The organism is Pseudomonas sp. NPDC087336 (assembly GCF_044744285.1).
Taxonomy (GTDB): domain Bacteria; phylum Pseudomonadota; class Gammaproteobacteria; order Pseudomonadales; family Pseudomonadaceae; genus Aquipseudomonas.
This window is the reverse complement of record NZ_JBIUYA010000018.1, coordinates 97,896-124,115: the sequence shown is the minus strand read 5'-3', so window position 1 is coordinate 124,115 and position 26,220 is coordinate 97,896. Positions and strand designations below refer to the sequence as shown.

Here is a 26,220-nt window from a genome sequence, read left to right as displayed (position 1 = left end):
GCCAAAATCGAGTCTGAAAAATCCGATTATGACTGACGGCCGCCAACAGCAAGGGGGAGCAAGCTCCCCCTTCGGTTTTTACCGGACACTAGTGACGCAGAGCGTGGGAACGATCCAAATTAAACGCGGGACGCGAACAGGGCCTGATGATCGCGGCACTGCTCGGCCGTCAGCATGAACACGCCATGCCCGCCACGCTCGAATTCCAGCCAGGCGAAGTCGACTTCCGGGTACAGCGCTTCGACGTGCACCTGGCTGTTGCCCACCTCGACAATCAATAAGCCCTTCTCCGTCAGGTGATCCGCCGCTTCGGCAAGCATGCGTCGCACCAGGTTCAAGCCGTCATCGCCGCAGGCCAGGCCCAGTTCCGGTTCATGCTGGTATTCGTCGGGCATGTCGGTGAAATCCTCGGCATCCACGTACGGCGGGTTGGATACGATCAGGTCGAAACGCTGCCCCGGCAGGCCATCGAATCCATCGCCCTGCACGGTGTAGACACGTTCGTCGACACCGTGGCGCTCGATGTTCTGGTTCGCCACCTCCAGCGCTTCGAACGACAGGTCGGCCAGCACCACTTCAGCGTTCTGGAACTCGTAGGCGCAGGCGATACCGATGCAGCCGGAGCCGGTGCACAGGTCGAGAATCCGCGCAGGCTCGGTGCCCAGCCAGGGGGTGAAACGGTTTTCGATCAGTTCGCCAATCGGCGAGCGCGGAATCAGCACGCGCTCATCAACAATGAACGACATGCCACAGAACCAGGCTTCACCCAGCAGGTAGGCGGTCGGCACGCGTTCTTCGATGCGGCGCTTGAGCAACTGTTGCAGGTGGGCCAGCTCGTCTTCTTCCAGATTGCAGTCCAGGTAACTGTCGGAAATTTCCCACGGCAAGTGCAGCGCACCCAACACCAGTTGACGGGCTTCGTCCCAGGCGTTGTCGGTCCCATGGCCGAAAAACAGATCCTCCCCATGGAAGCGGCTGACGGCCCAACGGATATGGTCACGCAGGGTACGAAGGCGGGAAGTGATCACGACGGTAAACTCCAGAAAAATCGACGGGCGATTCTACCAGTCAAACGGCGTCACGACGACGCAGGAAAAGCACCGGCGCAAATGTAGGAATCTTCTGGTTTTTTCCATGGCTATTGAACAAAACTCAATACTTGACAACGCTGCAAGCCAATAACGACGGTGCCTACGATGGTAGCGATTCACAGAAGCGCTCAGCCAGAGGACAATGTCGCAAAAGCCCCACTCGAAGGAGCCCCAGAATGTCCGTTCCACAAACGATGTTTCAACTCAGCGGCCGCGGTTATGCAGCAGCCAAACTGAGTCATGCGACCCTGATCATCATCGATGCCCAGAAGGAGTACCTCAGCGGTCCCCTGGCCCTGAGCGGCATGGATGCGGCGGTCGCGAACATCAAGAAATTGGTGACTGCCGCCCGTGCGGCCGGCCGGCCGATCGTGCATGTCAGCCATCTCGGCACCGTCGGCGGGCTGTTTGACCCCCGCGGCGAGCGCGGCCAGTTCATTCCAGGGCTGGAGCCGCAGCCCGGCGAAATCAAGATCGAGAAAATCCTGCCCAGTGCGTTCCATGGCACGGACCTGAAAAAACGCCTGGAAGAGCTGGGCTCGGTGGATCTGGTGGTGTGCGGCTTCATGAGCCATTCCAGTGTCAGCACCACCGTGCGGGCGGCAAAGAACCTGGGTTTCCGCTGCACCCTGGTGGAAGACGCCTGCGCCACCCGTGATCTGCCGTACAAAGGCGGCGTCCTGAGCGCCGAACACGTCCAGCAGACCGAAATGGCGATCATGGCGGACAACTTTGCCGCCCTCGCCCTGACCAACGACCTGGTCTGACCGGAAGTTCTTGAGCGGTCTAGACCGCCGCTCATCCGCAAAAGCCTCTCATATGCCGTAAATGTCTTAGCCTCAGGAACATCCCGGTCAACTTCCGGTCGAAGGGCCGATACCCATTGAGGAAGGTCGGAATGAAGTTATCCGATGGTTTTGACGCTCGCCGTTTGCGGCCAAAAGGCCAGAGCAACTGGCGTTTTCGAATCGGCGCAGCCTTTGCTGCCTTGCTGGCGACCAGCGGCGTGCTGCTGGCGATGGCCGGTGCCGCCAGCCTGTTCGGTCACGCTCCGGCCCTGGGCGAGTTGAACACCAACCGGGCGGGCGCGGCCGTGATTCTGGTCTTGGGCCTGTTCGTGCTGTACCTGGGCATTTGGCTGTGGCGTCGCTGCCGCCGGCGCTCGCGCCAGTCGAACGCGCTGGCCATGTCCCCGCACCTGATGAAAAAACACGACTAAGCGCAAGTCGCAGTCCAGCGCCTTGCGTTTTCTCGCGCCCGATTCGCCTGGAGTTGGGTAAACTGGCCGCCCTTCGCGGAGGCTGACATGCAAGACGACGATTTTTCCCTGTTCAAAAGTGCGATCCAAGGCGTCAAGCCGATCAAGCACGATCGCGCCGAAACCGGCAAACCCAAGGCTGACCGCGCGCACATCGCCAAGTTGCGCCAGGCCGCCACTGTGCGCACCGATGCCACCACCGTTGACGGGCTGTCCGATCAGTTCGTCATCGACGTCGGCCCGGAAGACGAACTGATGTGGGCGCGCGACGGCGTGCAGGAAAGCCAGATGCGCAAGCTCAAGATCGGGCAGATCCCGTTCGAAGGCAGCCTTGACCTGCACGGCATGAGCGTGGAAAAAGCCCGGGAAACCCTCTGGGCGTTCCTGGCTGAAGCGACCAAATTCGAAATCCGCTGCGTGCGCGTCACCCACGGCAAGGCCGTGCGCCTGGACGGCAAGCGGCCGATGATCAAAAGCCACGTCAACACCTGGCTGCGCCAGCATCCGCAGGTACTTGGCTTCACTTCCTGCCAGGCCCGACATGGCGGTGCCGGAGCCGTTTATGTGATGCTCAAACGAACCATGATGGAAGGCCGCGACGAGTAAACCTGATGCGCCGCGCTTGCAGCGCCGTGTCCGCCACCGTACCCTTGCCCTTTGCGTAAAATCCCACAGGTAGTTTCATGTCCCTGGAACAGAATTACACCGCGATCCTAGGCCAACTGGGCGAGGATCCCTCCCGCGAGGGCCTGCTCGACACGCCAAAACGTGCCGCCAAAGCCATGCAGTACCTCTGCCGCGGTTATGAACAGTCACTGGAAGAGGTCACCAACGGTGCCTTGTTCAGCTCCGACAACAGCGAAATGGTGCTGGTCAAGGACATCGAGTTGTACTCGTTGTGCGAACACCACCTGTTGCCGTTCATCGGTAAGGCCCACGTGGCCTACATCCCGAGCGGCAAGGTGCTGGGCTTGTCGAAAGTAGCGCGGATCGTTGATATGTACGCCCGCCGCCTGCAGATCCAGGAAAACCTCAGCCGCCAGATTGCCGATGCAGTCCAGCAGGTCACCGGCGCCCTGGGCGTTGCGGTGGTGATCGAGGCCAAGCACATGTGCATGATGATGCGCGGTGTGGAAAAGCAGAATTCGACGATGATCACCTCGGTGATGCTCGGCGAATTCCGTGAGAACGCCGCGACTCGCAGCGAGTTTCTCAGCTTGATCAAGTAATTCGCGGTACGAAGAGAACCGGCATTCATCGCCGGTTTTTTTTCGCCCTGGAAAAATCAGGTAAGCTGCGCGCCTTTCTTCGTTAGCACCGTGAGGCTTTCAACGTGTTCGTAAAAGCGCTTCGTGTTGGCCTTGGCCAACTGATCATCTTCATCGACTTCATCACCCGCCCAGGCAAAAAGCAGCGCCCTGCCGCCGCTCAGGCCCAGGTCGAAGCCGCCGCCAAGGGCCTGACCCTGTATCAGTTCCATGCCTGCCCGTTCTGCGTGAAAACCCGCCGCACCCTGCGCCGCCTGAACGTACCGGTGGCCCTGCGCGACGCGAAAAACAACGAACAGGATCGCCAGACCCTGCTCGAACACGGCGGCAAGATCAAGGTGCCGTGCCTGCGCATCGAAGAGAATGGCCAGACCACGTGGATGTATGAGTCCAAGGTGATCATTGATTATCTGGACCAGCGTTTCGCTGCAGCCTGAGATCCTTCGGGTGTAGCTGATGGCCTCATCGCGAGCAAGCTCGCTCCCACAGGTTTTGTGAACACCGCAAATCACTGTGGGAGCGGGCTTGCCCGCGATGAGGCCGGCACAAACGCTACAAATCCCGGATAAAAAAACCGGCCATTGAGCCGGTTTTTTTCAGGCCGCTAGCGCCGCCTGCGCCTGCCGCACCACCGCCGCCAACCGCTTGACCCCCTCCTCCAGCCGCGCCGGGTCAATGTGGCTGAAGTTCAGCCGCAAATGCCCATGATGATTATCCGGCTCAGGGAAGAACGGCTCACCCGGCATGAACGCTACGTCATTGGCCAACGCCGCATTGAGAAGCGTACGGGTGTCCAGCGGCTGCTTGAGCGTCAGCCAGAAAAACAGCCCGCCCTGGGGCACATTCCAGTCCGCCAGATCGGCAAAGTGCGTTTGCAGCGCGGCCTGGAAGGCGTCGCGGCGCACCCGGTAAAAACCGCGCAACTCACTCAGATGCCGCTGGTAGGGCTCGCTGCCGATCCATTGCAGCGCTTGCCACTGGCCGACGCGATTGGTGTGCAGGTCCGCCGATTGCTTGAGCCTGAGCAGATGCGGGAACAGGTCCGGGCTGGCGATCAGATACCCGACGCGCAAACCCGGCAGCAGCGTCTTGGAGACGGTGCCGGTGAAGATCCAGCTGGCTGTTTTCAGGCGTCCGGCAATCGGTTTGGCGCTGCCGCCATCAAAAGTCAGCTCACGGTAAGGCTCGTCTTCGATCAAGGTCACGCCGAACTCATCCAGCAATGCCGCGACCGCCTCGCGCTTGGCTTCGCTGTAACGCACCGCCGAGGGATTCTGGAACGTCGGGATCAGGTAGATGAACGCCGGGCGATGTTTTTCCAGGCGCGATCGCAGGTGCGCCAGGTTCGGACCGTCCGCTTCCAGCGGCACCGTGAGGCAATCGGCGCCGAACAGCTGGAAGATCTGCAGCGCCGCCAGGTAGGTCGGCGCTTCGAGCAGCACCTCTGTGCCTTTGTCGATGTAGAGCTTGGCGGCCAGATCGAGGGTTTGCTGGGAGCCACTGACCACCAACACCTGACTTGCCTCGCAGGGCATACCCAGCGCTCGCGCCTGTGCCGCCAGGGCTTCACGCAAGGCCGGTTCGCCTTCACTCATGCCGTATTGGCCCATGGACACCGGCATTCGGTCCCACTCGACCTTTGGCAGCATGGTTTCGGCCGGCAAGCCCCCGGCGAACGACATCACTTGCGGACGCTGGGCGGCAGCGAGGATTTCACGGATCAAGGAACTTTTAAGGCGCGAGACACGTTCGGAAAAAGCCATGGGGGTCACCGGTAGCGAGGCCAGAGGAAAATGAGTCAAACTTGTTGACCGAAATTACGACAGCTCGAGCGGATACGTCAACATGATTGACCTTAAAAACCCAATTTCCCAGCAGCAGGCCATGGAAGCGTTTTTCTTCGGCTACCAGGCCTTCACCGCCAAGGCCGATGAAATGCTCGAACGGCGCGGCTTGGGTCGAGTGCATCAGCGCATCGTGTTTTTCATCGCCCGCTACCCGAACCTCAGCGTCAAGGAGCTGCTGGCATTGCTCGGCGTGAGCAAACAGGCGCTGAACATGCCGTTGCGCCAACTGCTGGAGATGCATTTGGTCACCAGCGTGGCGTCCGAGACCGACAAGCGTAAGCGGCTGCTGGAATTGACCGACGACGGTGCGCGGTTTGAACAGGCGCTGCGCCGCGAGCAGGTGAAATTGTTGGAGCGGGTGTTTGCCGAGGCTGGGGAGGCGGCGGTGAATGGGTGGCTGGCGGTGAATTTGGCGTTGGGGGGAAAGCCAGTAAAACTCTACTGTCCTTGAGTCAGTCATCGCGGGCAAGCCACGCTCCCACAAGGATTTGTGTCGTTCGCCGACCTTGTGAACAACAAAGATCCTGTGGGAGCGAGCTTGCTCGCAGGCGATATATCCCGATTGCCAAACTTTTCGTCCACAAAATCAAAAACATTATTTGCTTTATTTGTATACAAAAGCATAATCCACTTCGTGCGAGTTCCTGACCTAACGGTCAACAAATTCGCAAGTGCCTCAAAGGGCCGCTGCCACCCTCATGGGTCCGGCCCTGGAAATAAAAATAAAACTCTTGAGGAGTACCTCGCTGTGGAAAGCCGCAAATCCGAAGCATCGACGCTGGATCTCTCGCCGCCTATACGCAATGGCTGGCTGGAGCGCATCTTTAAACTCAGCTTGCATGGCACCACGGTGAAGACCGAGTTGATTGCCGGTTTGACAACCTTCATCACCATGGCCTACATCATCTTCGTCAACCCCAACATCATGGCGGACGCCGGGATCGACCATGGCGCGGCATTCGTCGCCACCTGCATTGCCGCCGCCCTGGGCTGCCTGTTGATGGGCCTGTATGCCAACTGGCCGGTCGGCCTGGCACCGGGCATGGGCCTGAACGCTTTCTTCACCTACACCGTGGTAGGCACCATGGGTTACAACTGGGAAACCGCGCTGGGTGCGGTGTTCGTGTCCGGCGTGCTGTTCATGATCCTGACCTTCTCGCGCATCCGCGAATGGCTGCTCAACAGCATCCCGGTCAGCCTGCGCTACGCCATGGGCGCCGGCGTAGGCCTGTTCCTCGGGCTGATCGGTTTGAAAACCGCAGGCATCGTCGTCGATAGCCCGGCCACCCTGATCAAGCTCGGCTCCCTGCGCGAGCCTGGCCCGCTGCTCGCCGCCGTGTGCTTCCTGATGATCGCCATCCTCAGCTACCACAAGGTGTTCGGCGCTATCCTCATCAGCATCATCACCGTGACCCTGGCCGGTTGGGGCCTGGGCCTGGTTCACTACGAGGGCATCATGTCGGCCCCACCGAGCCTGGCCCCGACCTGGATGGCCATGAACGTTGCCGGCGTGTTCAACGTCAGCATGATCAGCGTGGTGCTGGCCTTCCTCTTCGTGCACATGTTCGACACCGCCGGCACCTTGATGGGTGTGGCCCAGCGCGCCAACCTGGTGGGCGCTGACGGTCGGATCGAAAACCTCTCGCGCGCCATGAAAGCCGACAGTGCTTCCAGTGTTTTTGGTGCGGTAGTGGGCGTTCCACCCGTCACCAGCTACGTGGAAAGTGCCGCGGGCGTGGCAGCAGGTGGTCGGACTGGTCTTACCGCAGTGACCGTAGGTGTGTTATTTATTGCGGCCATGTTCTTCGCGCCACTGGCCGGGATGATTCCCGCCTATGCAACGGCCGGTGCGCTGATCTATGTGGCCATGCTGATGATGGGCGGCATGGCCCACATCGAATGGGACGAGGCGACCGACAGCATTCCGGCGATCGTCACGGCAATCATGATGCCCCTGACCTTCTCGGTCGCCGACGGTATCGCGCTGGGCTTCATCACCTACGTGGCGTTGAAGGCCGGCACCGGCAAGTACAAGGAAATCTCCGTCAGTCTGTGGGTGCTCTGCGCAATTTTCATTGCCAAGTTCATCTTCCTGTAAATCTCGACGGTACGCGCGTCAAACCAGCCTCACCCCGTCGGGTGAGGCTTTTGTGCAAATGGAGGAAAGTGATGAGTCTGGAAACCTGGCTGCTGTTCAGCGGCGCTGCGCTGGTGGTGATCCTGATCCCGGGGCCACTGTCTTTGCTGATGATCAGCAACAGTTTGAATTACGGCCTGGTCCGTTCCTACCCGGCGTTTCTCGGTGGCGTATTTGCCTCGATCTGCCTGTTGAGTGCTTCGGCGCTGGGCCTGGGCGCCCTGCTGTTGGCATCGGAACAATTGTTCAGCGCATTGAAAATCGTCGGCGCACTGTACCTGTTCTACCTCGCCTGGCAGAGCTGGCAGCAGTCGCGCCAACCGTCCCACGGGGCTGAAGTGCCTCAGGCCGCGGCGGTGCCGCGCTTTCGCGCATTGTTCGGGCGCGCCTTCATGCTGGGCGCGAGCAATCCCAAGGACATCCTGTTCTTCGCCGCGTTTCTGCCGCAATTTTTGAGCGCCGAACACGCGTTCCTGCCGCAACTGCTGGTGATGATCGCCACCTGGACCGTACTGGACCTGCTGTGCAAGCTGGCCTACGGCCTCGGTGCCCATGGCGCGGCGCAGTATCTGCGCAGTGGCAAGGGCCAGAGCTGGTTCAACCGGGTCAGTGCCGGACTGTTCGGCGGCGCCGGGGCTGCATCCTTGCTCAGTAGCCATTAAGGCCTTCCGAGGCAAACCGGCACACAAGTTGCTCGGTTCTGGCCCCCCCACGCCGGAATCGAGCATGCTCCACTCCCACCTCACCACCCTCAACGCCGTTTCCCTGGTGCTCGACACCTTCAAGGCCCAAGGCCTGCCCAGCGACGCCTTGCTCGCCGGCAGTGGCATCTGCGCCGCGGACCTGGCCCGGGCGGACACGCGCATCACCACCAATCAAGAGATGCAGGTCTGCGCCAACGCCGTCGCCCTCAAGCACGATATCGGCCTGGAACTGGGTCGACGCATGCACGTTTCGTCCTACGGCATGCTCGGCTACGCCCTGCTCACCAGTGCCACCTTCGGTGACGCATTGCGCCTGGCAATGCGTTATCCGGCGCTGTTGGGAACACTTTTCGAACTGAGCCTGGAAGAGGACGACGAGCGGGTCTGGTTTGTCGCTGCCGATTACCGGGAGAATCCGGCGCTGGCGGTGTTCAATGCCGAGTTCTGCCTGGTGTCGCTGAAGGTCACCTGCGACGACCTGCTCGGTCACCCACTGCCGCTGTTGGCTGCACGCTTCGAGCATGCAGCGCCCGACTATGAAGCGTCCTATTACGACCACTTCAACTCCCCCCTGCATTTCGGGGCGCAGGACAACGCGTTCGCGTTCGACAAGCGCTGGCTGGACCAACCCTTGCCCCTGGCCGATGCCATCACCCACCAGGCCATGGCCGAGCGTTGCCGCAAGCAGAACACCGAGTTTACCGGGCGCCAGGCCTGGCTGGGGCGGATCCGCCAGTTGCTCAGCACACAATTGCATGCGGCACCGGGGCTCGAAGGATTGGCCGAGCAGATGAATTGTTCAGCTCGTACGTTACGCCGGCATCTTAAGGATCTGGGCTGCAGCTATCAGGAATTGCTCGATGAACTCAGGTTCGAGCAGGCCAAGCTGTTGCTCTGTGAAGACCAGATGCCGATCTACCGGATCGCCGAAGCATTGGGTTTCAGCGAGACCGCGAGTTTTCGCCATGCGTTTGTGCGCTGGAGTGGTGTTGCGCCGAGTCAGTTCCGGCGAGTCCTGTAGGGGCGAATTGAGGTCAATTATTTTGGCCACATTAATCCCCTTTTGGCCTTTCCTGCCGTTCTCCGAAATCGTCCGCGCCGCAAGACTGTGTGCAACCGAACCCGCTGCGGAGAACAATAAAATGCTGACGATCTACTCGGACGATCACCACCTGCACCACGGCCGATGCGAACTCATCGACGGGCAACTCAAGCCCTGCTTTGAGATGCCTTCGCGTGCCGATCACGTGCTGTCACGTGTGCAAAAACAGAATCTGGGCCCCGTAGAAGCGCCGAAGGATTTTGGCCTGGGACCCATCGAGCGCATCCACAGCCGCGACTACCTCGATTTTTTCAAAGGCGCCTGGGCACGCTGGACCGCATTCAACACCGACGGTGACTTGCTGCCCTACACCTGGCCGGCCCGTACCTTGCGTCGTATCAAGCCCACCAGCCTGCACGGCGAACTGGGCTACTACAGCTTCGACGGCGGCGCGCCGATCACCGCCGGCACCTGGCAAGCAGCGTACAGCGCGGCGCAAGTCGCACTCACCGCGCAAGCAGAAATCCAGCGCGGCGCCCGCAGTGCCTTCGCCCTGTGCCGTCCACCAGGACACCATGCCGCCAGCGACTTGATGGGTGGCTATTGCTACCTCAACAACGCGGCCATCGCAGCGCAAGCCTTTCTCGACCAGGGCCACAAGAAAGTCGCGATTCTCGATGTCGACTACCACCACGGCAACGGCACCCAGTCGATTTTCTACGAGCGTAGCGACGTGCTGTTCACTTCGATCCATGGCCACCCGGAAGCCGAGTTCCCGTTCTTCCTCGGCTATGAGGACGAGCGCGGCGAAGGCGCCGGTGAAGGTTTCAACTTCAACTATCCTTTGCCCGCCGGCAGCGGCTGGGATAGCTGGAGCGCGGCGCTGGAGCAGGCCTGCAACGAGATCGAAACCTATGGCGCCGATATCGTCGTCGTGTCCCTGGGCGTGGATACGTTCAAGGACGACCCGATCTCCCAGTTCAAGCTCGACAGCCCCGATTACCTGGCCATGGGCAAACGCATCGCCAAGCTTGGCGTGCCGACCCTGTTCGTGATGGAAGGCGGTTACGCGGTAGAAGAGATCGGCATCAACGCCGTCAACGTTCTTGAAGGCTTTGAAAACGCTTAACAAGGAATCGCAAAACCATGAAAAATCTCAAGCGGTTTATCGTTCCTGCCCTGTGCGCCACGGTGCTCGGTAGCGGCGCTCATGCCGAAGAACGAACGTTGCGCGTCTACAACTGGTTCGACTACATCACCCCCAAGGCCCTGGAAGATTTCAAGACCCAGAACCCACAGACCAAACTGGTCTATGACATCTTCGATACCAACGAAGCACTGGAAGCCAAGCTGCTGACCGGCAACTCCGGCTACGACGTGGTGGTGCCGTCCAACGTGTTCCTGGCCAAGCAGATCGAAGCCGGGGTGTTCCAGCCACTGGATCGCAGCAAGCTGCCGAACTGGAACCACCTCGATCCCAAGCTGATGAAGCTGATCGAGGCCAACGACCCGGGCAACCAGTTCGCCGTCCCGTACATGTACGGCACCATCCTGATCGGTTTCAACCCGGACAAGGTCAAGGCCGCGCTCGGTGAAAACGCGCCGGTGGACAGCTGGGACCTGATCTTCAAGGAAGAGAACATCAGCAAGCTCAAGCAGTGCGGCGTCGCCCTGCTCGACTCGCCGTCGGAGATCCTGCCCCTGGCCCTCCAACACCTTGGCCTGGACCCCAACAGCAAAAAGCCTGCGGACTACGACAAGGCTGAAGCGCTGCTGATGAAGATCCGTCCGCACATCACCTACTTCCACTCGTCCAAGTACATGGCCGACATCGCCAACGGTGACATCTGCGTCGCCGTCGGATACTCCGGCAGCTTCTCCCAGGCCGCCAACCGCGCCAAGGAAGCCAAGAACGGTGTGGTGGTCGACATGCGCCTGCCCAAGGAAGGCGCGCCGATCTGGTTCGACATGCTCGCGATTCCCAAAGGCGCGAAGAACCCGCAAGACGCCTACACCTTCATCAACTACCTGCTGCAGCCCCAGGTGATCGCGCCGGTCAGTGACTTCGTGGGTTATCCGAACCCGAACAAGGACGCCACAGAACTGGTCGACCCGGCGATCCGCAACAACCCGAACCTGTACCCGACCGAAGCGGCCATGGGCACCCTCTACACCCTGCAACCGCTGCCGCGCGATGCCGAACGCGCACGCACCCGGGCGTGGACCAAGATCAAGTCGGGGACTTGAAACGACGCTTGAAACCGATGGTACGCAAGGATGCGTAATGACATGGCGCGTGCGTTGGCCTGCGCCGACATACACCTTGTAGGAGCCCGGCTTGCCGGCGAAGGCGTCCTCAGACTTTGCGCTGGCCTTTGAGCCGCCTTCGCCGACAAGTCGAATCGCCGCACCGCGGGCGCCTACAGTAAATCGGGTACATCCGCGAGCGATTGGTCGGCTATAAGATCGCCTTCGCCTTCGCCTTCGCTGCGATGCGGCGACCCGACCACAGGCGCTTCTTTGTGCCTGCAATAACTATCTACCACCTCCCGCCCCCACCTGCCCTCTACCGTGCCCGAACCCCGCGCTGTCCCCTCAGCGCCTCACCGGACACAGGAAACGGCCATGCCCGCCACCCCCTCCAGCAACCCCGACGACATTCTCACTCAACTGGTGACCGGCCCCTCGATCAGGGAAGTCGCTTCGACCTCGATCCGCACTGCCCTCGACACCGAATATCCGCAACTGCATATCGATCCAAACCTGACCCTGGTGGTTACACCCGTCTGGACCATCACTGACAACCAGGTCTTGCCCGGCAGCAGCCGGTTCGAATCCCTGACCGACGTCCTGGTGCGGCTCGTCTTGTCCGGCGCGACCGCCACTTACATCGACGGTGAACACTTCCTGACCCGGCAACCGGGCGTCGAGCCGATCATCAAGCTGCCGGTAAAGATCGATGCCATCGGCTGCCTGCTCAATCGCCTGGCCCAGCTGTATTTCGTGGCCTATCAGGAGCAACAACTGGACTACTGGAATGACGCCATCGCTCCCGATAAACCGCGCTGGCATCAAATCAGCGAAGGCCTGCACAGCCTCTGGAACGGCGACAAACCCGCTGACTGGGACGAAGAGCAACGGGCCCTGGCCCAGACCGTCTACGACTACCCGCAACAGGCCAATCGTCAAGCCCACGACAAGTACCAGACACGCGCTTGCCTGATCGACATCGACGAGCTCGATCAACAGCGCAGCGAACACCGGCAACTGATGGACACCGCCGTGATTGTCGGCACGCTGGGGGATCGCACGCTGGTCGTTACGCATTCAATCACTAAGGGATTCAGTCAGTACGGCTCGTTGGCGGCTTTAGGCGAAGCCCTTCGCGAACGTTTCACTTCATCGGTGAATGCTCGACAACTGCAGTGGCGCCTTTACGAACCCACGGGCAATTTTTTCGACCAGCAGGCCTGTGCGTTGATCGCACTGGAGATCCAGGCCATCGGCTCGCTCGATGAGAGGGCGATATCGATGCTGACCCCTCCGGTCGCAGCAGCGGCCGGTGATTTCGAAAAGCTTGAAAAACAGCATCCCACGCGTTTCAGCCAGGTCCGGCGTCATCTGCAGGACTGGCTGCTCGATGCCTCGACGGTCGACCTCACTCGCTACAGTCGGCACTTGATGGACCTGGCGTTGTTACGCGAGCAACATGCCGGGAAGTCGTTCAACGATGGCATCGCTACGTTGCGCGACTTTACCCTGAAGGCCTTGCGAGACAAGATGACAAAGGATCATCCGCAAGCGTCCCTGCCGCGCCTGGAAGATGTTGAAATCAGCAGCACCCGCCCGGTGATCCTCGGGACCATCGCGGTGCCGGGCAAAACCGAAACCGTCACCCTGACACTCGTCGACCTGGCGTTGCAGAACCTGACAGCCCTGCCCTGGGGTGACAAAACCGTGCAATACCGCGACGGCTCAGCGGTGCCGACATGGCTGACGCCGACCTATCTGGACAGCCTGGTGAGCGCCGTGAACATCGGCGAAACCTACCCTGGGCTGATCAAGCGCACACTGCTCGACGACCCGCAGGAAATGGCCCGGCGCCGGCAACTCTACGCCGACGACCTGCGCATCCAGCTACCGCTGCAAACGCTGCAATCGAAGATCCGTGGCGAAGCCGGCATCGATGACCTGGGTTATCGCTATGTCGTCGCGGCCTTGCAGGAAAAGGCGGCGGATCGTTATGTCGAGGGTCTGGAAATCATCATCCGTCCACTGGCGTTTATTCCCGGCGGGCGCAACGGCGGCAAGGCTGACGACGTCGCCAACATGTTCGTGATCGGGCCGCGCCAAGTCGATAAAGGCCCGTGCCTGCTGTATCGGCCACTGCTCGATCAGCCACTGATGCAGTTCCCCGGCGAAGCGAACCTGCTGTACGCCATCAAGCACGACAAGGCGTTGCGCCAGTCGGTCCTGGCCTGGCTGGCCGATGACGTTCGCTTCAACTACTCGCAGTACGTGTTCCCTGGCGAGTTGCCTTCCGTCTGGACGTTATCGCAATGGCTGGTCGATCCAGCCTCGCTGCTGGGGATGATGGGCGCAGTGACCCTGGGTTCCTCGCCAGTGCCGCAACCTGCCTTGTCGGCACTGTTCAGCGCCAACGCCAACGCCTTGATCACCCTGGCCGACCGGCAATCGGTGTCCAATGCACAAAGTCGTTGGGCCACCCTCAAACAGGCGGCCTGGATGCTGTTCAATGTAACGCTGCCCTTTCTCGGGCGAACGGCGGCGACGGCCGCCTGGATCTGGCAGATCATGGACGATCTGGACCAGGCGCGCGAAGCCCGGGAAGCGGATGATTCCGCGCATGCATGGACCGCGCTGACCGACCTGTTCCTGACCCTGGGCATGGTCCTGGCGCACCACGCCGCCACGCGCAACAAGCCGCGCGCCCCACGCCTCGAGACCGCCACGCCAGCGCTCGAAAAACCGGTCGCGGCCACTACCGTGACGCAGATGCCCGACATCGTCGCTCACCACCTGCCCGACAACCACCCGTCCCCCCTGCACACCGTCGGCATTTTGTCGCCAACGAGCCTGGCGTCGGTGCTCGACCGACTGGCCATCGCCAAGCCCGCAGGTCTCGAAAACCCGTCAAACGAACCCGGCCCCTACCGTTTTCTAAGCCCGCTCAGGCAAAAATGGTATGCCCAGGTCGGCCAGCGCTGGTTCGAGGTCTGGCGCAACGACGATGGCGATGTGCAAATCATCGACTCGCGTTTCACACCGTCACGCAGCGGTCCGCTGCTGATTCATTCCGCGCAGGGACAATGGTTCATCGATACACGCTTGCGCCTGCGCGGCGGAGGCCGCCGCCGAGAAGCACTCGTCCTGCAGAACCAGCAACGCAAGGACGCGCTGAAACTGCAAATGACAACGTTTGAGAGTCGCAAAACCGAACTGGCGGAGGAACTCGATGCCGCGGAGAAAGCAGTGACGGCGCCCGCCACGGACGTGGCCGACCCCAATCGGCAACGCCTGATCGAGACACTGGATAGGCAACTGGCCGAGTTCGGCACTTTCATCGAACAACTCAAGACTTACAACAGCATTGATTCGATCCCCAACTACCGCACGGTCCTGGTCGACTGCCTGACTTATCAGCTGCACCTGGCGCAGAAGTGGTTCATTCAGCAAGACGCGGTCTTCGGCGAACGCATGCGTCGATCCCTGGCGCTGCTGGAAAACGAGCCGGTTGACGGCACACAGACGCCACGCCAGACCCACCAGCTCACCAGTGATCTGAACCAGAGCTTCATCGACAAGATCGAGTTTGCCCAGGCACGCATTGAAGAGCTGAAACGACTGGGCAAGGAAGGGGCCAAAATGGCCCGGCAGGGCCAGGCAGCGCTGCCGCGTTTCGCGCTGAAGAATCTGAAAATGTTCCAGATCAGCCTTGCCCAGGAACTCTGCCTGAGTGACAGCGCCACGGTGGACACGGCGCCAGCCCGACAAGCCATGGCACAACTTGTCGAGGATGCGGACCTGACCATCCAGTCTTCACTGGACCTCGCCGAACAGGACGATGCACTTCCCCTGCCGGAACGAATCGACGGCTTCAGTGAGTTGGTGGAGCAGTTCGCCATCCTCGACCTGAGGATACTCGACCTGCCTGGCGAATATCCGCAGCAGTTGTTGCAAATACCCTTGGACCTCATGCGCCAGCGTATCGGAGCATTCAAGGAGCACAGCGTGAAACAGCTCGCCGGGCTTCTGCATGAGCGCAAGTCGCTCGAACCGACACCGGGCCCTTCTCGCCCCGCCCCTGTCGCAAAACGCATCATCAAGACCCGTTACAATGGAACGGTGGTCGGTAAACCGCGTGCTCCCACGGCGGCAGACAACACCGAGTGGGTCGACGTGATATCCCCACTGACCAACAAGGTCATCGCGACATTCCATGAGAAAACACCCGGAGTCTGGGTCGAGCACGAGCCTGCGCCAGAACAGGCACCTGCCGTGGTACATCCTGATCTGCAAACCAGCGTCCAGAAGGGACTGGTGCTGGTGGACCAATTGCAGTCGTTCATTCGCCGAATCGAGGGTCACTCGAAGGTGGCGGGACGCAATCCCACGGAAATCGAGGAAATGTTTCAACAGCACGCCAGTCGCCTGGAGGCAGCGGCCAATTCGATCGAAGACGCCCTCACCGATAATAATGCGACTGACGAAGGGCCATCGTCAGCCGCGCTCCTGGCCAAGCAGCTCACCGAGCGCGCGACCGAGCTCTTTGACAAAGGTCGCCTTGCCCGTATCCGCATGACCAAGGAACAACCCCCCACTGCGGCTCGCATTGAATGGTTGATGAGCAAGAAACTGATCACCATCGCCAAGAGCCCCGGCCGGCGTCAACTCAAGGGGCATAAAAACGACTATCTCGAGGAGTACGAGATACGCGAACAGGGCACCGCAAAGGTGCTTTGGTACGCCCATTTTCACTATTCGGGCCCGGACAGCGCCCCTGAAGCCTACACCGCGGCCCACCTGAAAACCGAATCCCAACGCCTGCTCGGCGGTGCATTGGATTCGCGCGCACCGGTGTCCAACAACGAGTTGATCGCTGTTTATCGCAGCGAAATCAGCCCGAAACTGGCGCAAGATTTGTTTCTGTCAACCAACAACCCACCCGCTACGGGAACCTGAGAGGCAACCCGTGCCTGCCAGGACTCGCGCTTTCAGCGAGTCCTGCGCCAGACCTTGTTCAATCGTTCCAGTGCCGCGCGGATCGCCTCCTCCGGCACCGCGGCAAAGCCCAATACCAGCCCGGCGCGTTGATCGGGTGTGTTGTTCGAATCCGCCAGCCAGTAGTTGCTCAAGCCATTGATCTCGACATCGACGCTGGCCGCGGCCTCTATCAGTGCTTGTTCGCGGGCCAGGGTGTCGACCGCCACCGTCATGTGCAATCCGGCGGCCACGCTCGGCAGTTGGCCGACACCCGCAATGTCCGCCGGCCAATTGGCCAAAAGCGTGTTGCGCCGGCTCAAGGCGGCACGCCGCATGCGCCGCACGTGGCGCTGGAAATGCCCGGCGGCCATGAACTCGGCCATCACCGCCTGGGTGCTCACCTCGGAATGCCGCACATCCACCGCCCGCCGCTGGGCAAACGCCTCGACCAATGCCGGCGGCAGCACCAGGTAGCCCAGGCGCAGGGCGGGAAACGCGACTTTGCCGAAGGTCCCGACATAGAGCACACGCCCGTGACGATCGAGCGCGGCCAAAGGTGCCAATGGCGCGCCGCTGTATCGGTACTCGCCGTCATAATCGTCCTCGACGATCCAGCCCTGGCTGCGCTCGGCCCAGGCCAGCAATTCCAGGCGTCGCGCCAGACTCATCACCACGCCCAAAGGGTATTGATGCGAGGGCGTCACGTACGCCAGGCGACAATCGCCCAGGCGCGCCAGTTCGCTGCAATCAATGCCCTCGCTGTCCACGGCGATGCCGTGCAAGCGCCCACCGGCCACCGCAAACGCATGACCGGCGGCCCGATACCCGGGGTTTTCAACCGCCACCCCGTCACCAGGTTCCACCAGCAACTGCGCACACAGGCTGATTCCTTGCTGCGCGCCGCTGGTCACGACGATTTGCTCCGCCGTGCACTGCATGCCGCGAGAACTGCGCAAATACGCCGCGATCATCCCGCGCAATCGCGCATCGCCTTGCGGCGCGCCGTAACACAGCTGCTGCAGATCCGGTTTACGCCAGAACGCCGCATTCAGCTTGGCCCACACCTCGAACGGAAACATATCGAACGCCGGCACGCCGACGCGAAAGGCCCGCGGCGGACCGCTCGGAGGCGTCGGCAAATGGTTGTTTTCCAACCGCGCCAATGCGCCGCTGCGAGCGATTTTATCCGCCGCCACCAATGGCACCTCCAGCCCCTTGGCAGAGGCGTCCGGCGACACTTTCGGCGCTGTTTTCCTGCCCGGCACCGGTGCCTGGGGCAATTGCGCGACATAGGTCCCGTCACCCACCCGCCCTTCGATAAACCCCTCGGCGTAGAGCTGGTCGTAGGCCCGCACCACGCTGTTGCGGGAAATCGCCAGGGCCGCCGCCAGATCCCGGCTCGCCGGTAATCGCGTACCGCTGGCCAGTCGTCCGTCGAGCACCCGTACCCGCAAGGCCTGATAGAGCTGGCGACTCAAGCCCTGGCGGCGGTCGAGTTCGATACCCGCCGGGTTGAAGGACAAGGACAGCGGCGCATCCGCCATGGCAATGGACCTATGAAATTTGTCATTAATGGCTCTTACAACAGACCAATAGCCTGCCTAGGATGCAGGCATTCGCCAAGGAATATTTCCATGTATACGCCCCGCGCCTTTGCCCTCACCGATTTGCATGAGCTGCAGCAACAGATCCTCGGCACCCGCCTCGCCGTGCTGGTTACCCATGGCGAACACGGCTTGCAAGCCAGTCATCTGCCCTTGCTGCTCAATACCGACGAGGGTCCCAACGGTACCCTGTATGGCCATTTCGCCAAGGCCAACCCACAGTGGAAAGCACTGCAGGACGGCGCCGAAGCACTGGTCATTTTTGCCGGCGCCGATGCCTATGTCAGCCCCGGGTTCTACCCGAGCAAAGCCGAGGACGGCAAAGTCGTGCCGACCTGGAACTACGTGGCCGTGCATGCCTATGGCAGCGCTGAAGTGTTCACCGATGCCGATCGCCTGCGCTCACTGGTCAGCGCCTTGACCGATCGCCATGAAGCCGGTCGCGCGCAACCATGGAAAGTCGCCGATGCCCCCGCCGATTACATCGACGGCATGCTCAAGGCCATCGTCGGTTTCGCCCTGCCGATCCAGCGCCTGGAAGGCAAACGCAAGCTCAGCCAGAACCGCAACGCCGCCGACATCGCTGGCGTGCGCGCAGGGCTGGCTGCCAGCCCCGACGCGCACGACCAGGCCCTCGCCCACTTGATGCCCTAAGGAATGAACATGAGTCAGATCGACATCCGCCCGGTCAGCGCCGACGACCACGCCGCATGGCTGGCGCTGTGGCAGGCCTACCTGCGTTTCTACAACACCGAACTGCCAGAGACCGTCAGTCAAAGCACCTGGCAGCGTATGCTCGACCCGAACGAACCCACCCATGCCGCCCTCGCCTGGGCCGACGGCAAAGCGGTGGGCATGGTGCATTTCATCTACCATCGTTCCAACTGGAGCATTGAAAACGCCTGCTACCTGCAGGATCTGCTGGTTACTCCCGAGACCCGAGGCACCGGCGTTGGTCGCCAGCTGATCGAATTCGTCTACGCCACGGCCAAAGCCGACGGCTGCAACAAGGTGCATTGGCTGACCCACGAAACCAACGCCACCGCGATCCAGCTCTACGAGCGCATCGCCGAGCGTCCGGGTTTCATCCAGTTTCGCAAAGCCATCTAAGGTTCAAGGAGAACAACATGTCGACTTCACTCGCCGACTGGAAAGGCGTCCCGGCCCCGACAGTCCAATTGATCGAAGGGCGCTTCATCCGCCTGGAAAAACTCGACCCGGCGCGCCACGGCGACGACTTGTTCAACGCCCTGCAAGGTCCAGGCGCCGATCCGAAACTGTGGGATTACCTGCCTTACGGCCCCTTCCCGGAACGCAGCGCATTCAACGACTGGCTGGACAACCACGCCGCCAGCAGCGATCCCTACTTCTTCAGCGTGATCGACCGTGCCAGCGGCGAAGTGCAAGGCATCCTCAGCCTGATGTCGATCGTCCCGGCCCAGGGCCGCATCGAAATTGGCCACGTGACCTTCGGCGCGCCGATGCAACGCTCACCCAAAAGCACCGAGGCCGTCTACCTGCTGGCGAAAGAATCGTTCGCCCTCGGATACCGGCGCCTCGAGTGGAAATGCAACAACGGCAACGCTCGCTCCAAGTACGCGGCCGAGCGCCTGGGCTTCAGTTTCGAAGGCGTCTTCCGCCAGCACATGGTGGTCAAGGGGCAGAACCGCGACACCGCCTGGTATTCGATCATCGATTCGGAATGGCCGGCGATTGGCGCCGGGTTTGAACGCTGGTTGAGTGATGAAAACCAGACGGATTCGGGGCAGGTGAAAGGGTTGGCGGAGTGTCGGGGGTAAAATCTCGGTGAGGGAGTGAAACCTCCCTCACCACGGCTTCAGAACCACTTCAATCCCCCGAAAACCGATCCCGACTGTTTGTCAGGTGCAGCACCATCGCCGCCCGGGCCGCATCGGGATCCTGGCGCTTGATCGCGTTGAAAATCGCTTCATGCTCCAGGTTCGCCAGGCGCCCCAATTGCGAAAAGTCGGCGCCTGCGCGCTCCTCGACTTTCACCTGGGTACGAGGAATCATGGCATTGCCCAAGTGCTGCATGATTTCCGTGAAAAACGTATTGCCGGTAGCCTCGGCAATGATCTGGTGAAAGCGCTTGTCCTCCTCGACGCAACTGTCGTTGTTAGCCAACGAAGCCTGGTAGTCACTCAGGGCCTGGCGCATGCGAGCGAGTTGATCGTCCGTGCGCCGAACGGCCGCCAGCGCAACAGCCGGCACCTCCAGGCCCAATCTCAGTTCCAGCATGCTCCTGACTTTCGCAACCGTATCCACATGCAGGCGCAGCCCTGGCTGGGGGACAATGGGGACGGGGACAATGGGGACGGATCTATTTTTTACTGTAATAAATAGATCCGAACCCTGAAAAAACCCATCACTTGGTAAGTTGCGTGGCTGGAGCCCCCCATATCTCCAGAATTTATTGTTGGAGGTTTGGTTTTTTTCTGATCACTCCTACAGATCATTCCTAAAAATTGACTTCCCACCCAACTTCTGGCCTCTTGAAACATCTTGCTACTACTTGTCATTTTATTTTCAATCTAAATAGTCAATCATAAACACAACTACAACAACCGCACATCGCCTAAAATTTAAAGCCAAAAATTCAACTGCACCTTGTGATCAAGGATCACTTAACAAGCTGCATGAGACATAAAATCCCGCTGTTTCGCCGTATCAGCACGACAAGTAAAAACGCTTATCCCATTACCAAGGAGATGGTATACGGTGCAAATTTCATTACGCCAAAAAGTTCACCGCTTACAGCAAGCTATCGACCCCAATCTGTCCGGCCTGTTACTTGAAGTCTCTTTTCACGTGGCCACCGATCTTTCCACTTCGCAATTGGTATCGCGTATCGTAAGAGTGGCCGAGCGGCACCCACCTGCCGGCGGCGCATGCCGGACAATGCGTTGCTAGTTGTGAAAGTACCCAGCCCAATTCCACGGGCGCAATTATGGATCTTTACATGCTGTCCTTGTTCGGTATCGCCGAAGACAAGGAACGCAACGAAGTTGAATTCAGAACCCTCATTGAAAACAGCAGTTCTATCGTCAAACAGGTAAAGCGGCTGCCAAGTGGGAACGGCATTATCATCGCCTTCCCAAAATAAATGATCACGATCGCTCCTCGCCACTTACCAGAGGGGCTCTTCATTTACGGGTCATTTCCCGCCTGCTTGATTACAAGGAAAACACATGTCGACGCTGGTCTATTACGTAGCCGCCACCTTGGATGGTTTTATTGCCACTCAACAACACAAACTGGATTGGCTGGAGAACTTTGTGCTGGGGGATGACGCAACGGCCTATGATGATTTTTACCAGACAGTCGGAGCGGTGGTCATGGGTTCGCAGACCTATGACTGGATCATGTCGAACGCTCCCGATGACTGGCCCTATCAGGATGTGCCCGCCTTTGTCATGAGCAACCGGAATCTGTCAGTCCCCGCCAACCTGGATATCACCTTCGTACGCGGTGATGCCGAAGCCATCGCGGCCAGGGCCAGGCAAGCGGCGAAGGGCAAGAATGTCTGGCTCGTTGGCGGCGGCAAAACGGCTGCCTGTTTTGCCGACGCCGGGGAGTTGCAGCAGCTGTTCATAACCACCATTCCAGTCTTTCTCGGCACCGGCGTTCCTGTGCTGCCCGTTGACCGCGCGCTTGAGGTCATCCTCAGAAAACAGCGCACGCTGCACAGCGGTGCTATCGAATGCATCCTGGACGTGAAAGCGGATTAACACACCCAAGAAGATCGTGCATCGAAACTCGCAGCGTCGACCGCAAGGGAGAAACCAGTGAAGCGTTTATTGAGTTTACGTTTGCTGGCCGTTGTCGCGCTGGCGAGTGTTTCATGGAGTAAGGATGGTGAAACTCGCCGCCATGACAGCCGCCGATGCTCACGATATCGGCTATCTGAATGTCTTCAAAGCCACTTCAATCCCCCGAAAACCGATCCCGGCTGTTTGTCAGGTGCAGCACCATCGCGGCCCGGGCCGCATCGGGATCCTGGCGCTTGATCGCGTTGAAAATCGCTTCATGCTCCAGGTTCGCCAGGTGCCCCAATTGCGAAAAGTCGGCGCCTGCGCGCTCCTCGACTTTCACCTGGGTACGAGGAATCATGGCATTGCCCAAGTGCTGCATGATTTCCGTGAAAAACGTATTGCCGGTAGCCTCGGCAATGATCTGGTGAAAGCGCTTGTCCTCCTCGACGCAACTGTCGTTGTTAGCCAACGAAGCCTGGTAGTCACTCAGGGCCTGGCGCATGCGAGCGAGTTGATCGTCCGTGCGCCGAACGGCCGCCAGCGCAACAGCCTGCACCTCCAGGCCCAATCTCAGTTCCAGCATGCTCCTGACTTTTGCAACCGTATCCACATGCAGGCGCAGCCCTGGCTGGGAGGGTTGCTCCAACACAAATGTGCCGATGCCGTGTCGTGTTTCCACCAAACCCGAAGCTTGCAGCTTGGAGATAGCCTCCCGGACAACGGTGCGGCTCACGCCATGCTCAAGAACGATGGTCGATTCCGAGGGTAGCTTTTCGCCTGGCTTCAATTGTCCGAGCAAGATGCGCTGGGTCAGTGCTTCAACCACGCCCTGAGCCAGATTACTGGATCGTCTACGGACAGGCGTTCCGCTTTCAATTTGCATAGGTTTGAGTCCACAGTTTTTTGCTCCAGAGAGCTTAACACCCACCAGGGATTCTCTGGCGAAATGCGAACGTACTCCACTGTGTTGAATCGTAGAACGGCCATATCTTGTATGACAACACACCTGAAAACTTTACATGAAGCGCCCCCTTCCAACACTTGACCGAGATGTCAACGCCTCTCCAACCCCACCCACGACCACCCTATAATCCAAGCAAACACTGAATAAAATAACCAAAACAGCGCTTTCCAAGCCCTCGTTATGAAAATAAAACAACGACCATCGCATTGCGGATCAGAAAATCAACTTGTATGATGTCTATCAACTAAAGCGCACCAGACATCTCAACAAAAACCAGCGATGCAGGCGAATCAGATGAATCAACCACTCAAGTCCATCCTCCCGCAAGGCGTCCTGCCTTTTCCGTTGACCGACTTCGACGCGGTCGGCGTTTTGCCTTCTGGCGCCTATGAAAAGCGCATTGAAATGACCAAGCTCGGCACCCAGTAATTCGCTCCGCTACAACCGGCGGCCAAGCCGCCGGCGTCACGCTCAAACCCGCATAAAAATAATCAGTGGGAGATTTGAATTGTGAACAATTCAAACAATGCATCTGTCGTTGCAGAAGATGATTCGGTACTCGCGCGCGCCGTGAGCAAAGTGAAGAGACATGTACTGCCGCTTTTCGTGATCATGTTCATCCTCAACTACATCGACCGGGTCAATATCGGTTTCGTGCGCACGCACATGGAACATGACCTGGGTATCGGCGCTGCCGCCTACGGGCTGGGTGCAGGCCTGTTCTTCATCGGTTACGCGCTCTTCGAAGTACCTTCCAACATGCTGCTGCAAAAAGTCGGCGCCCGTATCTGGCTGACGCGCATCATGTTCACCTGGGGCATCGTCGCCACGATGATGGCGTTCATCCAGAACGAAACCCACTTCTACATTCTGCGGTTCTTGCTCGGCGTGGCCGAAGCGGGCTTCTTCCCTGGCGTGATCTACTACTTCACCCGCTGGTTGCCAGGCGTCGAGCGCGGTAAAGCCATCGCCATCTTCCTCAGTGGTTCAGCCGTTGCGTCGCTGATTTCAGGCCCGCTGTCAGGTGTCCTGCTGCAAATCGAAGGCTTTGGCTTTCACGGCTGGCAGTGGATGTTCGCCATCGAAGGCCTGGCCTCTGTCGTTATCGGCGGTTTTGTCTGGTTCTGGCTGGACTCCAAACCCCACGATGCCAAGTGGCTGACGCGTGAAGAGCAGGATGCACTGGTCGGCGCCATCGATCAGGAGCAACGTGAGCGTGAAGCCCTGACCACCATCAAGCCAACCATCGGCAAGCTCCTTAAAGATCGTCAGATCCTGCTGTTTTGCGCCCTGTACTTCTGCATTCAGCTGACGATCTACGCCGCGACCTTCTGGCTTCCCAGCATCATCAAAAAAATGGGTGACCTGAGCGACGTGCAGGTAGGGTTTTTCAACTCGATTCCCTGGCTGATCTCGATCATCGCCATGTACTCCTTTGCGGCGCTGTCGGGCAAATTCAAGTTCCAGCAAGCCTGGGTCGCCACCGCCCTGTTGATTGCCGCTGCCGGCATGTTCCTGTCCACCACCGGTGGGCCGATCTTCGCCTTTGTCGCCATCTGCTTCGCGGCCATCGGCTTCAAGTCCGCGTCCTCATTGTTCTGGCCCATTCCCCAGGGCTACCTGGATGCCCGTATCGCCGCAGCGGTCATCGCGCTGATCAACTCGATCGGGAACCTGGGTGGTTTTGTGGCACCGACGACCTTCGGCTTCCTGGAACAGACCACCGGCTCGATTCAAGGCGGTCTCTATGGCCTGGCCGGCACCTCGGTACTCGCGGCGATACTGGTGTTTTTTGCCAGGACTTCACCCAAGCCATACCGCCTGCCGACATCGCCGAACGCCGCTCCAACGGGTGCGACAGTCAAAGCGCACTGACCCCATTGATCGCTGAACGACCTCTATTTACAGGAACTTGCCATGAACGCTGAACATACTGCCAACGCCACTCGGTCGCCTGTCGTCACCAGTTTTCAAGTCATCCCCGTTGCAGGGCACGACAGCATGTTGCTGAACCTGAGCGGCGCCCACGGACCGTTCTTCACTCGCAACATCGTCATTCTCAAGGACAGCTCCGGTAATACCGGCGTGGGCGAAGTACCGGGTGGTGAACGCATCCGGGAGACCCTCGAAGACGCTCGTAGCCTGGTGATCGGCCAGCCCATCGGCCAGTACCAACGCATCCTCAATCAGATGCGCACCACCTTCGCCTCCCGTGATGCGGCCGGTCGCGGCCTGCAAACCTTCGACCTGCGGATCACCATTCATGCCGTGACCGCCATGGAAGCTGCCCTGCTCGACTTGCTGGGTCAATTCCTCGAGGTTCCGGTGGCTGCCTTGTTGGGCGAAGGGCAACAACGCGATGCGGTGAAAATGCTTGGCTACCTGTTCTACGTCGGCGATCGCAATGCCACGAACCTGGCCTACCGAAACGAGTCCGACGCCGATGATGACTGGTTCCGGTTGCGTCACGAGAAAGCCATGACCGCCGAGGCAGTCGTACGCCTGGCCGAAGCGGCAAAAGCCAGGTACGGTTTCAACGACTTCAAGCTCAAGGGCGGTGTGCTCAGCGGCGATGAAGAAATCGAAGCGGTGACGGCACTGGCGGAGCGCTTTCCCGGCGCACGCATCACCCTTGACCCCAATGGTGCCTGGTCGCTCAAAGAGGCCATTCGTTTGTGCCGCGATCAGCATCACGTCCTGGCCTACGCCGAAGACCCGTGCGGCGCGGAAAACGGCTACTCGGGCCGCGAAGTCATGGCCGAATTCCGCCGCGCCACGGGACTGAAAACCGCCACCAACATGATCGCGACCGACTGGCGCGAAATGGGCCACGCCATTCAATTGCAATCGGTCGACATCCCGCTTGCCGACCCGCACTTCTGGACGATGCAGGGCTCCGTCCGTGTTGCCCAGATGTGCCACGAATGGGGCGTCACCTGGGGCTCTCATTCCAACAACCACTTCGATATCTCCCTGGCCATGTTCACTCAAGTCGCAGCCGCCGCGCCGGGAGAGATCACCGCGATCGACACCCATTGGATCTGGCAGGACGGCCAGCGCCTGACCAAAGAGCCGCTGAAAATCGAAGGCGGCTACGTCAAGGTTCCGACCAAACATGGCCTGGGCGTAGAGATCGACATGGACGCGGTGGCCAAGGCTCACGAAGTCTACAAGGGCATGGGGCTCGGCGCGCGGGATGACAGCGTCGCCATGCAGTTCCTGATTCCGGGCTGGCGCTTCAACAACAAGCAACCTTGCCTGGTGCGCTGAGCCAGACAGTCAGGGGCCCGGCATCCGGGCCCTGCTGC

General features: G+C 59.9%; 24 protein-coding genes and 1 pseudogene. 20 read left to right on the top strand and 5 right to left on the bottom strand.

Features of this window, described 5'->3' with window-relative positions:
• Positions 1-119: 119 nt before the first annotated feature.
• Positions 120-1,028 (bottom strand): 50S ribosomal protein L3 N(5)-glutamine methyltransferase, encoded by a 909-nt coding sequence (gene prmB, locus ACIO0C_RS19230; protein WP_401314594.1) that lies wholly within the window; start codon positions 1,026-1,028, stop codon positions 120-122.
• Positions 1,029-1,267: 239 nt separating this feature from the next.
• Between prmB and ACIO0C_RS19225 the strand changes: the two genes are divergently transcribed.
• The 5 genes from ACIO0C_RS19225 to ACIO0C_RS19205 all read left to right on the top strand — a co-directional run bounded on the left by ACIO0C_RS19225 (position 1,268) and on the right by ACIO0C_RS19205 (position 4,054).
• On the top strand, positions 1,268-1,858 hold the full coding sequence (locus ACIO0C_RS19225; protein ID WP_401314592.1) for a cysteine hydrolase family protein: 591 nt from the start codon (positions 1,268-1,270) through the stop codon (positions 1,856-1,858).
• Between the two features lie 131 nt (positions 1,859-1,989).
• Entirely contained in the window at positions 1,990-2,310 is a 321-nt protein-coding gene (locus ACIO0C_RS19220; protein WP_401314590.1) for a hypothetical protein, read from the top strand.
• A gap of 87 nt (positions 2,311-2,397) precedes the next feature.
• The gene (locus tag ACIO0C_RS19215; RefSeq protein WP_401314589.1) at positions 2,398-2,955 is read left to right on the top strand and encodes a Smr/MutS family protein; all 558 of its coding nucleotides are present in this window, start codon (positions 2,398-2,400) and stop codon (positions 2,953-2,955) included.
• Between the two features lie 77 nt (positions 2,956-3,032).
• Positions 3,033-3,578 (top strand): GTP cyclohydrolase I FolE, encoded by a 546-nt coding sequence (folE, locus tag ACIO0C_RS19210; RefSeq protein WP_008057275.1) that lies wholly within the window; start codon positions 3,033-3,035, stop codon positions 3,576-3,578.
• Positions 3,579-3,682: 104 nt separating this feature from the next.
• A complete protein-coding gene (locus ACIO0C_RS19205) occupies positions 3,683-4,054 on the top strand; it encodes a glutathione S-transferase N-terminal domain-containing protein (protein WP_401314587.1) in 372 nt (123 codons plus the stop codon).
• Positions 4,055-4,213: 159 nt separating this feature from the next.
• Here the strand turns inward: ACIO0C_RS19205 and ACIO0C_RS19200 are convergent, their stop codons facing one another.
• Positions 4,214-5,380, bottom strand: a complete 1,167-nt coding sequence (locus ACIO0C_RS19200) for a PLP-dependent aminotransferase family protein (RefSeq protein WP_401314586.1) — start codon at positions 5,378-5,380, stop codon at positions 4,214-4,216.
• An 82-nt stretch (positions 5,381-5,462) separates the two neighbouring features.
• Here ACIO0C_RS19200 and ACIO0C_RS19195 point away from each other — a divergent pair, with 82 nt between their 5' ends.
• The 7 genes from ACIO0C_RS19195 (at position 5,463) to ACIO0C_RS19165 (ending at position 16,550) form a co-directional block, all read left to right on the top strand.
• Positions 5,463-5,915, top strand: coding sequence for a MarR family winged helix-turn-helix transcriptional regulator (locus ACIO0C_RS19195; RefSeq protein WP_401314584.1), 453 nt, complete (start codon positions 5,463-5,465; stop codon positions 5,913-5,915).
• A 297-nt stretch (positions 5,916-6,212) separates the two neighbouring features.
• Positions 6,213-7,562: an NCS2 family permease gene (locus ACIO0C_RS19190; protein WP_008057280.1), complete on the top strand. Its 1,350-nt coding sequence runs from the start codon at positions 6,213-6,215 to the stop codon at positions 7,560-7,562.
• A 71-nt stretch (positions 7,563-7,633) separates the two neighbouring features.
• A complete protein-coding gene (locus ACIO0C_RS19185) occupies positions 7,634-8,263 on the top strand; it encodes a LysE family translocator (protein WP_401314582.1) in 630 nt (209 codons plus the stop codon).
• A gap of 64 nt (positions 8,264-8,327) precedes the next feature.
• A complete protein-coding gene (locus ACIO0C_RS19180; RefSeq protein ID WP_401314580.1) occupies positions 8,328-9,326 on the top strand; it encodes an AraC family transcriptional regulator in 999 nt (332 codons plus the stop codon).
• A 121-nt stretch (positions 9,327-9,447) separates the two neighbouring features.
• Complete coding sequence (locus ACIO0C_RS19175; RefSeq protein ID WP_401314578.1) at positions 9,448-10,476, top strand: histone deacetylase family protein; 1,029 nt, start codon at positions 9,448-9,450, stop codon at positions 10,474-10,476.
• Between the two features lie 17 nt (positions 10,477-10,493).
• Entirely contained in the window at positions 10,494-11,594 is a 1,101-nt protein-coding gene (locus ACIO0C_RS19170; RefSeq protein ID WP_401314577.1) for a polyamine ABC transporter substrate-binding protein, read from the top strand.
• 378 nt (positions 11,595-11,972) lie between these two features.
• Entirely contained in the window at positions 11,973-16,550 is a 4,578-nt protein-coding gene (locus tag ACIO0C_RS19165) for a hypothetical protein (RefSeq protein WP_401314575.1), read from the top strand.
• A 32-nt stretch (positions 16,551-16,582) separates the two neighbouring features.
• Here the strand turns inward: ACIO0C_RS19165 and ACIO0C_RS19160 are convergent, their stop codons facing one another.
• Positions 16,583-18,115, bottom strand: a complete 1,533-nt coding sequence (locus ACIO0C_RS19160) for a PLP-dependent aminotransferase family protein (RefSeq protein ID WP_401314573.1) — start codon at positions 18,113-18,115, stop codon at positions 16,583-16,585.
• Between the two features lie 90 nt (positions 18,116-18,205).
• On the opposite strand from ACIO0C_RS19160, the gene ACIO0C_RS19155 reads away from it, so the two are divergent.
• The 3 genes from ACIO0C_RS19155 to ACIO0C_RS19145 are packed head-to-tail and all read left to right on the top strand — an operon-like array spanning position 18,206 to position 19,974.
• Positions 18,206-18,829, top strand: coding sequence for an FMN-binding negative transcriptional regulator (locus tag ACIO0C_RS19155; RefSeq protein ID WP_401314571.1), 624 nt, complete (start codon positions 18,206-18,208; stop codon positions 18,827-18,829).
• Positions 18,830-18,838: 9 nt separating this feature from the next.
• Complete coding sequence (locus ACIO0C_RS19150) at positions 18,839-19,285, top strand: GNAT family N-acetyltransferase (RefSeq protein WP_401314569.1); 447 nt, start codon at positions 18,839-18,841, stop codon at positions 19,283-19,285.
• 17 nt (positions 19,286-19,302) lie between these two features.
• Positions 19,303-19,974, top strand: a complete 672-nt coding sequence (locus ACIO0C_RS19145; RefSeq protein ID WP_401314567.1) for a GNAT family N-acetyltransferase — start codon at positions 19,303-19,305, stop codon at positions 19,972-19,974.
• 49 nt (positions 19,975-20,023) lie between these two features.
• Here the strand turns inward: ACIO0C_RS19145 and ACIO0C_RS19140 are convergent.
• A pseudogene (locus tag ACIO0C_RS19140) lies at positions 20,024-20,482 on the bottom strand (FadR/GntR family transcriptional regulator); the annotation flags it as partial.
• Positions 20,483-21,155: 673 nt separating this feature from the next.
• Here ACIO0C_RS19140 and ACIO0C_RS19135 point away from each other — a divergent pair.
• Positions 21,156-21,299, top strand: coding sequence for a hypothetical protein (locus ACIO0C_RS19135; RefSeq protein ID WP_401314565.1), 144 nt, complete (start codon positions 21,156-21,158; stop codon positions 21,297-21,299).
• 85 nt (positions 21,300-21,384) lie between these two features.
• Positions 21,385-21,924, top strand: coding sequence for a dihydrofolate reductase family protein (locus ACIO0C_RS19130; RefSeq protein ID WP_401314563.1), 540 nt, complete (start codon positions 21,385-21,387; stop codon positions 21,922-21,924).
• 196 nt (positions 21,925-22,120) lie between these two features.
• Here ACIO0C_RS19130 and ACIO0C_RS19125 read toward each other — a convergent pair whose 3' ends face one another.
• Positions 22,121-22,831 carry a FadR/GntR family transcriptional regulator gene (locus ACIO0C_RS19125; protein ID WP_401314601.1) on the bottom strand — a complete coding sequence of 237 codons (711 nt, stop codon included), beginning with the start codon at positions 22,829-22,831 and terminating at the stop codon, positions 22,121-22,123.
• A 375-nt stretch (positions 22,832-23,206) separates the two neighbouring features.
• On the opposite strand from ACIO0C_RS19125, the gene ACIO0C_RS19120 reads away from it, so the two are divergent.
• The 3 genes from ACIO0C_RS19120 (at position 23,207) to gudD (ending at position 26,182) form a co-directional block, all read left to right on the top strand.
• Positions 23,207-23,341, top strand: coding sequence for a hypothetical protein (locus ACIO0C_RS19120; protein WP_401314562.1), 135 nt, complete (start codon positions 23,207-23,209; stop codon positions 23,339-23,341).
• An 81-nt stretch (positions 23,342-23,422) separates the two neighbouring features.
• Positions 23,423-24,787, top strand: a complete 1,365-nt coding sequence (locus ACIO0C_RS19115; protein WP_401314560.1) for an MFS transporter — start codon at positions 23,423-23,425, stop codon at positions 24,785-24,787.
• A gap of 42 nt (positions 24,788-24,829) precedes the next feature.
• Positions 24,830-26,182: a glucarate dehydratase gene (gene gudD, locus ACIO0C_RS19110; protein WP_401314558.1), complete on the top strand. Its 1,353-nt coding sequence runs from the start codon at positions 24,830-24,832 to the stop codon at positions 26,180-26,182.
• The last annotated feature ends 38 nt before the right edge of the window (positions 26,183-26,220 follow it).

Bases quoted from the DNA above. Each gene is read 5' to 3' on its own strand.
- ACIO0C_RS19160 (WP_401314573.1), bottom strand. From the start codon at position 18,115: ATGGCGGATGCGCCGCTGTCCTTGTCCTTCAACCCGGCGGGTATCGAA.
- gudD (WP_401314558.1), top strand. From the start codon at position 24,830: ATGAACGCTGAACATACTGCCAACGCCACTCGGTCGCCTGTCGTCACC.
- ACIO0C_RS19215 (WP_401314589.1), top strand. From the start codon at position 2,398: ATGCAAGACGACGATTTTTCCCTGTTCAAAAGTGCGATCCAAGGCGTC.
- ACIO0C_RS19135 (WP_401314565.1), top strand. From the start codon at position 21,156: ATGCTGTCCTTGTTCGGTATCGCCGAAGACAAGGAACGCAACGAAGTT.
- ACIO0C_RS19195 (WP_401314584.1), top strand. From the start codon at position 5,463: ATGATTGACCTTAAAAACCCAATTTCCCAGCAGCAGGCCATGGAAGCG.
- ACIO0C_RS19170 (WP_401314577.1), top strand. From the start codon at position 10,494: ATGAAAAATCTCAAGCGGTTTATCGTTCCTGCCCTGTGCGCCACGGTG.
- ACIO0C_RS19145 (WP_401314567.1), top strand. From the start codon at position 19,303: ATGTCGACTTCACTCGCCGACTGGAAAGGCGTCCCGGCCCCGACAGTC.
- ACIO0C_RS19165 (WP_401314575.1), top strand. From the start codon at position 11,973: ATGCCCGCCACCCCCTCCAGCAACCCCGACGACATTCTCACTCAACTG.
- ACIO0C_RS19185 (WP_401314582.1), top strand. From the start codon at position 7,634: ATGAGTCTGGAAACCTGGCTGCTGTTCAGCGGCGCTGCGCTGGTGGTG.
- ACIO0C_RS19125 (WP_401314601.1), bottom strand. From the start codon at position 22,831: ATGCAAATTGAAAGCGGAACGCCTGTCCGTAGACGATCCAGTAATCTG.
- ACIO0C_RS19150 (WP_401314569.1), top strand. From the start codon at position 18,839: ATGAGTCAGATCGACATCCGCCCGGTCAGCGCCGACGACCACGCCGCA.
- ACIO0C_RS19225 (WP_401314592.1), top strand. From the start codon at position 1,268: ATGTCCGTTCCACAAACGATGTTTCAACTCAGCGGCCGCGGTTATGCA.
- ACIO0C_RS19220 (WP_401314590.1), top strand. From the start codon at position 1,990: ATGAAGTTATCCGATGGTTTTGACGCTCGCCGTTTGCGGCCAAAAGGC.
- folE (WP_008057275.1), top strand. From the start codon at position 3,033: ATGTCCCTGGAACAGAATTACACCGCGATCCTAGGCCAACTGGGCGAG.
- ACIO0C_RS19155 (WP_401314571.1), top strand. From the start codon at position 18,206: ATGTATACGCCCCGCGCCTTTGCCCTCACCGATTTGCATGAGCTGCAG.
- ACIO0C_RS19200 (WP_401314586.1), bottom strand. From the start codon at position 5,380: ATGGCTTTTTCCGAACGTGTCTCGCGCCTTAAAAGTTCCTTGATCCGT.
- ACIO0C_RS19120 (WP_401314562.1), top strand. From the start codon at position 23,207: ATGAATCAACCACTCAAGTCCATCCTCCCGCAAGGCGTCCTGCCTTTT.
- ACIO0C_RS19175 (WP_401314578.1), top strand. From the start codon at position 9,448: ATGCTGACGATCTACTCGGACGATCACCACCTGCACCACGGCCGATGC.
- ACIO0C_RS19130 (WP_401314563.1), top strand. From the start codon at position 21,385: ATGTCGACGCTGGTCTATTACGTAGCCGCCACCTTGGATGGTTTTATT.
- ACIO0C_RS19180 (WP_401314580.1), top strand. From the start codon at position 8,328: ATGCTCCACTCCCACCTCACCACCCTCAACGCCGTTTCCCTGGTGCTC.